Source organism: Pseudomonas sp. SDT291_1_S447 (genome assembly GCF_054070155.1).
The window spans coordinates 1-8,116 of the sequence record NZ_JBSVXS010000175.1; the positions used below are offsets into that span (position 1 = coordinate 1).

General features: G+C 60.1%; 7 protein-coding genes. 6 read left to right on the top strand and 1 reads right to left on the bottom strand.

Annotation, left to right across the window (positions count from 1 at the left end; all coding sequences use genetic code 11):
- Nucleotides 1-63: 63 nt before the first annotated feature.
- On the bottom strand, nt 64-1,800 hold the full coding sequence (locus ACW9IR_RS27555) for an IlvD/Edd family dehydratase (protein ID WP_007917984.1): 1,737 nt from the start codon (nt 1,798-1,800) through the stop codon (nt 64-66).
- Between the two features lie 193 nt (nt 1,801-1,993).
- On the opposite strand from ACW9IR_RS27555, the gene ACW9IR_RS27560 reads away from it, so the two are divergent.
- From ACW9IR_RS27560 to ACW9IR_RS27585, 6 genes are all read left to right on the top strand, one after another.
- Nucleotides 1,994-3,316, top strand: a complete 1,323-nt coding sequence (locus tag ACW9IR_RS27560; RefSeq protein WP_102902173.1) for an MFS transporter — start codon at nt 1,994-1,996, stop codon at nt 3,314-3,316.
- A gap of 145 nt (nt 3,317-3,461) precedes the next feature.
- Nucleotides 3,462-4,454 (top strand): AraD1 family protein, encoded by a 993-nt coding sequence (gene araD1 / locus ACW9IR_RS27565; protein ID WP_457465778.1) that lies wholly within the window; start codon nt 3,462-3,464, stop codon nt 4,452-4,454.
- 9 nt (nt 4,455-4,463) lie between these two features.
- Nucleotides 4,464-6,044, top strand: coding sequence for an aldehyde dehydrogenase (NADP(+)) (locus tag ACW9IR_RS27570; protein ID WP_457465780.1), 1,581 nt, complete (start codon nt 4,464-4,466; stop codon nt 6,042-6,044).
- A gap of 179 nt (nt 6,045-6,223) precedes the next feature.
- Nucleotides 6,224-6,535 (top strand): DUF5629 family protein, encoded by a 312-nt coding sequence (locus tag ACW9IR_RS27575; protein WP_038368119.1) that lies wholly within the window; start codon nt 6,224-6,226, stop codon nt 6,533-6,535.
- Complete coding sequence (locus ACW9IR_RS27580; RefSeq protein ID WP_110720969.1) at nt 6,522-7,697, top strand: lactonase family protein; 1,176 nt, start codon at nt 6,522-6,524, stop codon at nt 7,695-7,697. Before ACW9IR_RS27575 ends, ACW9IR_RS27580 begins: the two co-directional genes overlap by 14 nt.
- Nucleotides 7,698-7,853: 156 nt before the next feature.
- Complete coding sequence (locus ACW9IR_RS27585) at nt 7,854-8,033, top strand: hypothetical protein (protein ID WP_007917967.1); 180 nt, start codon at nt 7,854-7,856, stop codon at nt 8,031-8,033.
- The last annotated feature ends 83 nt before the right edge of the window (nt 8,034-8,116 follow it).

An 8,116-nucleotide genomic window follows, 5' to 3' on the forward strand; every position in this document is an offset into this window, starting at 1 on the left:
AACAATTGTTAACTGACACACCGCTATCGCGAGCAGGCTCACTCCTACAGGGGGACGGCGGTGTTAGTGGGAGTGGCGCGGCACTTCGGCACCTCGGCAACCGACGAGGAAGTCAAAGTCACAACCCTGATCAGCCTGCAGCACATGATCGATGTACAGCTGACGATAGCCGCCCACCAACAACTGCTGCGGCGGCTGCAGATCCGCCATGCGCGCCGCCAGCTCAGCATCCGGAATGTCCAGGTGCAAACGTCCGGTGGCGCAGTCCAACTCGATCCAGTCGCCTTCCTTCACGGTCGCCAAAGGCCCGCCAGCCGCGGCTTCCGGCGCCACATGCAAAACCACCGTGCCGTACGCCGTGCCGCTCATCCGTGCATCAGAAATGCGCACCATATCGGTCACACCCTGCGCCAGCAACTTGGCCGGTAAACCCATGTTGCCGACCTCGGCCATGCCCGGATAACCCTTCGGCCCGCAGTTTTTCATTACCAGAATCGAATCTTTATCGACGTCCAGTTCCGGATCATTGATCCGCGCCTTGTACATGTCGAAGTTCTCGAACACCACCGCGCGGCCACGATGCTGCATCAATTCCGGGGTCGCGGCGGACGGTTTGAGCACAGCACCGAGCGGCGCCAGATTGCCGCGCAATACACAAATCCCGCCGTCGGCGCGAATCGGGTTGTCGAGGGTACGGATCACTTCGTCTTCGCCATAGATCGGCGCGTCCTTGGTGTTCTCGCCGATCGACTTGCCGTTGACGGTCAGTGCATTCGGATTGGGAATCAGATTGGCTTCACCAAGACGCCGCAGCACCGCTGGCAGGCCGCCAGCGTAATAGAACTCTTCCATCAGGAAACGCCCCGACGGTTGCAGGTCGACAATGGTCGGCATGCCGCGTCCGATACGGGTCCAGTCATCCAGATCCAGTTCAACGCCGATGCGCCCGGCGATGGCTTTCAAGTGAATCACCGCGTTGGTCGAGCCGCCGATGGCAGCGTTCACGCGGATAGCGTTCTCGAAGGCTTCCTTGGTCAGAATCTTCGACAGTTTCAGATCTTCGCGAACCATCTCCACCGCACGCATGCCGGACATGTGCGCCAACACATAACGTCGCGCATCTACCGCCGGAATCGCCGCGTTGTGCGGCAGCGAAGTGCCGAGTGCTTCAGCCATGCAGGCCATGGTCGACGCGGTGCCCATGGTGTTGCAGGTGCCTGCCGAACGCGACATGCCGCCCTCGGCCGCGAGGAAATCGTCGATGGTAATAGTGCCAGCCTTGACCTGTTCGCTGAGCTGCCAGACCACCGTGCCGGAACCGATGTCCTTGCCCTTGTGTTTGCCGTTCAACATCGGTCCGCCGGTGACAACAATCGCCGGCACGTCGCAACTGGCCGCGCCCATCAGCAGCGCTGGAGTGGTTTTGTCGCAACCGGTCAGCAGCACTACGCCGTCGATCGGGTTGCCGCGAATGGCCTCTTCAACGTCCATGCTCGCCAGGTTGCGAGTGAGCATTGCGGTCGGGCGCAGGTTCGATTCGCCGTTGGAGAACACCGGGAATTCCACTGGAAAACCACCGGCCTCGATCACCCCGCGTTTGACGTGCTCCGCGATCTGGCGGAAGTGCGCGTTGCACGGGGTCAGTTCCGACCAGGTGTTGCAGATGCCGATGATCGGCTTGCCGTGGAACTGGTGGTCGGCGATGCCCTGATTCTTCATCCAGCTGCGGTACATGAAGCCGTTCTTGTCGGCCGTGCCAAACCATTGGGCGGAGCGCAGGGTGGGTTTCTTATCAGACATGATCGATTCTCTTATTGTATGACTATAGTGTTCCAGCTACGGCTTAATCTAAGCGCAAAATCCTAGGTTTGGAAGTGTTGTTGGTGAATTAGTATTACTATATAGTCGTTTTCGACGGAGGGATGGCCCTGACGGTTTTCCGTGAGAGGCGTCCCCCGAGGTTCTATAAAAACAACAATCGGAGACCGATCTCATGAGCCAGGAACTGCGGCTGATACGGCGCATTACGCTGAAACTGATTCCCTTCCTGATCCTGCTGTACCTGATCGCCTATGTGGATCGCTCCGCCGTCGGCTTCGCCAAGCTGCACATGGGCGCCGACATCGGCATCGGCGATGCGGCTTACGGCCTCGGCGCCGGGCTGTTCTTCATTGGTTACTTCCTCCTCGAAATCCCCAGCAACCTGATGCTCGAACGCTTTGGCGCGCGGCGCTGGTTTGCGCGAATCATGATCACCTGGGGCGCGATCACCATCGGCATGGCCTTCGTCCAAGGCCCGCACAGTTTCTACGTGATGCGCTTTCTGCTCGGCGCGGCCGAGGCGGGCTTCTTCCCGGGCGTTCTCTACTACATCACCCAATGGTTCCCGGTACGCCATCGCGGCAAGATCCTTGGCCTGTTCATCCTTTCCCAGCCGATCGCAATGATGATCACCGGCCCCGTGTCCGGCGGCTTGCTTGGCATGGACGGCGTTTTGGGTCTGCATGGCTGGCAGTGGCTGTTTATCGTCATCGGCACGCCGGCGATCCTGCTGACCTGGCCGGTGTTGCGTTGGTTGCCGGACGGCCCGCAGCAAGTGAAATGGATGGATCAGGCAGAGAAAGACTGGCTGACCGGTGAGCTGAAAAAGGACCTGCAGGAATACGGCCAGACTCGCCACGGCAACCCGTTGCATGCGCTGAAAGACAAACGCGTGTTGCTGCTGGCGCTGTTCTATCTGCCGGTGACGTTGAGCATTTATGGTCTCGGTCTATGGTTACCGACGCTGATCAAACAGTTTGGCGGAAGCGATCTGGTCACCGGTTTCGTGTCGTCGGTGCCGTACATCTTCGGGATCATCGGTTTGCTGATCGTGCCGCGCAGTTCCGACCGGTTGAATGATCGTTACGGGCATCTGGCGGTGCTGTATGTGCTGGGCGCGATTGGGTTGTTCCTCAGTGCGTGGCTGTCGTTGCCGGTGGCGCAACTGGCGGCGCTGTGTCTGGTGGCGTTTGCGCTGTTTTCCTGCACGGCGGTGTTCTGGACGTTGCCGGGACGGTTCTTTGCTGGTGCGAGTGCGGCGGCGGGGATTGCCTTGATCAACTCGGTAGGGAATCTCGGCGGGTACATCGGGCCGTTCGTGATTGGGGCGTTGAAGGAGTACACCGGCAATTTGGCTTCGGGATTGTATTTCCTCTCTGGAGTGATGGTGTTTGGCTTGATTCTGACCGGCATCGTCTACCGCGTGCTGGAACGCAAACACGTCCTGCCCGTTGACCAGTTCGCCGCCAGCGCACGCAGCGCCACTCGAACCTGACTGACCAACACCGGTCCCCTGTAGGAGTGAGCCTGCTCGCGATAGCGGTCTATCAGTTGGCAATTTTTTGGCTGACACACCGCTATCGCGAGCAGGCTCACTCCTACAAGGATCTGCGGTGTTTCGAATAACACAGGAGAAAATCATGCATCTGGTTCAATTCGAATTAAGCAACGGCGAGCGCCGCGTCGGCGTGGTCGACAACGGTCTGGTGCGCGAAGTGCAAGACGCGCGCAGCGTGCGCGATCTGGCGCTGGCCGCCATCGAGGCCGGCTACTCCCTTGAGCAGCAAGTGCAGAATCTCGGTCTCGGCATCAGCCACGACTACGCCGAGCTGCTCGCGCAACTGCGCATCCTGCCGCCCCTCGACCACCCGGATCCGGCACACATGCTGGTCAGCGGTACCGGTCTGACCCACCTGGGCAGCGCTTCGGCGCGAGACAAAATGCACCAGCAGGCTGGCGACGAAGCGGCGATGACCGACACCATGCGCATTTTCAAATGGGGCGTGGAGGGCGGCAAACCGGCGGCGGGGCAGGCCGGTGTGCAACCGGAATGGTTCTACAAGGGCGACGGCAGCATCGTCGTGCGTCCGGGCCAACCTTTCCCGGTGCCTCCCTTTGCTGATGACGCCGGGGAGGAGCCAGAAATGGCCGGTCTCTACATCATCGGCCACGACGGTAAGCCTTATCGCCTCGGTTTCGCGGTCGGCAACGAGTTCTCCGACCACGTCATGGAGCGCAAGAATTACCTGTACCTTGCGCATTCGAAATTGCGCAGCTGCAGCTATGGCCCGGAACTTCGTACCGGTGAACTGCCTCAACACCTTGCCGGCACCAGTCGAATTCTGCGTGACGGCGAAGTGCTCTGGCAGAACGAGTTTCTCAGCGGCGAGGCGAACATGTGCCACAGCCTCGCCAACCTCGAATACCACCACTTCAAATACCGCCAGTTCCTGCGTCCGGGCGACGTGCACATTCACTTCTTCGGCACCGCGACGCTGTCGTTCGCCGATGGCATTCGCACGCAACCGGGCGACCTGTTCGAAATCAGCCAGGCCGAATTCGGCGCACCGCTGGTCAACGGCATCGTGCCGATCGCGGCCGCTTTTGAGCCGGACAGCATCGGCACCCTTTAAGGAGATCCCATGACTCAGATTCTCGGTCACAACTACATTGGCGGTCAGCGTAGCGCTGCTGGCGACGTCAAACTGCAATCCATTGATGCCACGACGGGCGAGCAACTGCCGCACGATTTCATTCAGGCCACGGTTGAAGAAGTAGACGCCGCCGCCAAAGCCGCCGCTGCCGCATACCCGGCCTATCGCAGCCTCAGCGCCGAACGCCGTGCGCAGTTTCTCGATGCGATTGCCGATGAGCTGGATGCGCTCGGTGATGACTTCGTCGCCGTGGTCTGCCGCGAAACCGCATTGCCGGCCGGCCGCATTCAGGGCGAACGTGGACGCACTAGCGGGCAAATGCGTCTGTTCGCCAAAGTGTTGCGCCGTGGTGATTTCTATGGCGCGCGCATTGATCTGCCACTGCCGGATCGCCAGCCACTGCCACGTCCGGATCTGCGCCAATACCGCATTGGTCTCGGCCCCGTAGCGGTGTTCGGCGCAAGCAACTTTCCACTGGCATTTTCAACTGCCGGCGGCGACACCGCGTCGGCGCTGGCCTCCGGTTGCCCGGTGGTGTTCAAGGCCCACAGCGGCCATATGGCGACAGCAGAACTGGTCGCCGATGCGCTGATTCGCGCCGCCGAAAAAACCGCGATGCCGGCCGGTGTGTTCAACATGATCTACGGTGGTGGCGTCGGCGAATGGCTGGTCAAGCATCCGGCGATCCAGGCAGTCGGTTTCACCGGTTCGCTCAAGGGTGGCCGGGCGCTGTGCGACATGGCTGCCGCGCGCCCGCAACCGATTCCGGTGTTTGCCGAGATGTCGAGCATCAACCCGGTGATCGTCCTGCCGCAGGCCCTTGCCGAGCGTTCGGAAACGGTTGCCCGCGACCTGACCGCTTCGGTGGTGCAGGGCTGTGGCCAGTTCTGTACCAATCCGGGTCTGGTGATTGGCATTCGTTCGCCGCAGTTCAGCGCGTTCGTCCAGCAAGTCGCCGGTCTGATCGGTGATCAGCCAGCGCAAACCATGCTCAATGCCGGCACCCTCGGCAGCTACGGTAAAGGCTTGGAGAAGCTGTTGGCGCATCCCGGCGTCGAGCATCTGGCCGGTAATCCGCAGCAGGGCAATCAGGCGCAGCCGCAGTTGTTCAAGGCTGATGTGAGCCTGTTGATCGATGGCGATGAAGTGCTGCAGGAAGAAGTGTTCGGCCCGACCACGGTGATTGTCGAAGTGGCGGATCAGGCGCAACTCAGTGCGGCGTTGCATGGCCTGCACGGGCAACTCACCGCGACGATTATTGGTGAGCTGACGGACTTCGAGCAGTTTGCTGAACTGACACCGCTGCTGGAACAGAAGGTCGGGCGGATTCTGCTTAATGGTTATCCAACCGGTGTTGAAGTGTGCGATTCGATGGTGCACGGCGGGCCGTATCCGGCGACGTCCGATGCCCGTGGCACGTCGGTGGGCACGCTGGCCATCGACCGCTTCCTGCGCCCGGTGTGCTTCCAGAATTACCCGGACAGCTTGCTGCCCGAGCCGCTGAAAAACGCCAACCCGCTGCGCATTCAGCGCCTCGTCGACGGCAAGCCCTCGCGCGACGCGCTGTAACTGCCAGCCAATATCCCCTGTGGGAGCGAGCTTGCTCGCGAAAGCGGTGTATCAGAAACATATTTGTCGACTGACACACTGCATTCGCGAGCAAGCTCGCTCCCACAGGGGTAACAGCGGGGCCTCTGGATCACATTGAGCTATCATTGGCCCTTTCCCCCCTAGAAAGACTGTTTGCCATGACTGCCCAAACCCTTCTCAACGCCCTCGAACACTGCGGCATGGTCGAAATCGATGGCCTGCACGCCTTCGAATTCGCCCTCGACGAAGACGACAACCTGCACATCGAATGCATCGACGGCCGCGCGGCCAAGCATTGGGAATTCACTCCGGCGCAGGTTGCAGCGGCAACGTTTGATGACTCACTGCAAAGCTGGCTGATCGTCGGTTATTTCAATGAAACCAAAGCGATCGGCGAACACCGCCTGGTCTGCCACGGTGACGTAGTCAGCAGCAGCGATGACGAGGACGAAACTGATGAAAATGCGTAAATTCTGGCCGCTGCTGATGGCCGGCAGCGTCGGTGCCATGGGACTTTCCAGCGCATCCGCCGAGAGCTTCCAGTTGCTGGTCGGTTCCTACACCGCCAACACCAGCCAGGGCCTCTATCGAATGAACTTCGACAGCGCCACCGGCCAGATCGCCGCCAAGCCGCTGCAAGTGGTCAAGAGCGAAAACCCGTCATGGCTGACCCTGTCCAAAGACCAGCGTCGCCTGTTTGTGGTCAACGAAAACGGCCCGGGCCAGAAAGACCCGGTCGGTCGCGTCAGCAGCTATTCGATCGATCCGAAAACCCACACGCTGACGCTGATCAATCAAGTGCAGAGCCTGGGCAACGAGCCGACCCATTCGAGCCTCAGCGCTGACGCCAGCCACTTGTTCGTCAGCAACTATTCGGTGATGGAAGATCCGGGTGGAACGCTGGCGGTATTGCCGGTTGGTGCCGACGGCAAACTCAAACCTGTCGTGCAGATGAGCGCGCATCCGGCGAGCCGGATCAATCTTGAGCGCCAGGCCTCCAACCACGTGCACTCGACGGTTTCTTCGCCTGACGGCCGCTACGTCTTCTCCAATGATCTGGGCGCGGACAAGGTTTTCGTCTACCTGTTCGATCCGAAGGCCAACCCGGATTTGCCGCTGACGCCGGCGATGACCGCCGCAGTGCCCTTGCCGGCCGGCAGCGGTCCGCGTCATCTGCTGTTCAGCGCTGACGGCAAACACGCCTGGCTGACCATGGAAATGAGCGCGCAAGTCGCGGTGTTCGATTACCACGATGGCGTGCTGACCCAGACGCAACTGGTCGATCTGGCCGCTGGTCAGCCAACGTCGGACAAGGCCGGCGCCGCGCTGCATGCCTCGGCCGATGGCAAGTTCCTCTACGTCAGCAACCGTGGCACTGCCAATCAACTGGTGGTGTTCGCGATCGATCCGGCCACCGGTCAGCTCAAAGAGCTGCAAAAACGCTCGGTGGACGGTGATCACCCGCGCGAATTCAGCCTCGACCCGAGTGGCAAATTCCTGCTGATCGCCAACCAGAAAAGCAACGAAATTGTCGTCGTCGAGCGCGATGGCAAGACCGGTCTGCTCGGCAAAACCGTGCAGAAACTGCCGATGGACGCGCCCAGCGACCTCAAGTTTATAGTGCGACAATAAGCCACAGGCCCCGGTTTACGGGGCCTGTCTCTTTGTATTAATCGCGCTGATATCCGGTAATGCTACAAAGCATTTCAAGCGATCAACCCTCGAGCGTTAAGTTTGCTTCACAGCCCAACCGGGCAAGCAAGCCAACCGAACACGAGGGTTACCGCCATGAACTTCAATCTCTTCTCCGTTATCGCCGCTTCCGCCATCTCCGCCACCGTTGTGCTGCCAGCCAGTGCCAACGTTGAAATCAACAGCAAAAAATCCCACACCCAGAGCTACACCCAGAAATACCTGCAACAGAGCGCCAACTTCTACGCCGCCCTGGATCACAAAGCCCAACACTGAAATGCCTGCTTCGGACAACTCCCTGTAGGAGCTGCCGAAGGCTGCGATCTTTTGATCTTGTTTTTAAAAAGCAAAATCAAAAG

Bases quoted from the DNA above. Each gene is read 5' to 3' on its own strand.
- ACW9IR_RS27555 (WP_007917984.1), bottom strand. From the start codon at position 1,800: ATGTCTGATAAGAAACCCACCCTGCGCTCCGCCCAATGGTTTGGCACG.
- ACW9IR_RS27560 (WP_102902173.1), top strand. From the start codon at position 1,994: ATGAGCCAGGAACTGCGGCTGATACGGCGCATTACGCTGAAACTGATT.
- araD1 (WP_457465778.1), top strand. From the start codon at position 3,462: ATGCATCTGGTTCAATTCGAATTAAGCAACGGCGAGCGCCGCGTCGGC.
- ACW9IR_RS27570 (WP_457465780.1), top strand. From the start codon at position 4,464: ATGACTCAGATTCTCGGTCACAACTACATTGGCGGTCAGCGTAGCGCT.
- ACW9IR_RS27575 (WP_038368119.1), top strand. From the start codon at position 6,224: ATGACTGCCCAAACCCTTCTCAACGCCCTCGAACACTGCGGCATGGTC.
- ACW9IR_RS27580 (WP_110720969.1), top strand. From the start codon at position 6,522: ATGAAAATGCGTAAATTCTGGCCGCTGCTGATGGCCGGCAGCGTCGGT.
- ACW9IR_RS27585 (WP_007917967.1), top strand. From the start codon at position 7,854: ATGAACTTCAATCTCTTCTCCGTTATCGCCGCTTCCGCCATCTCCGCC.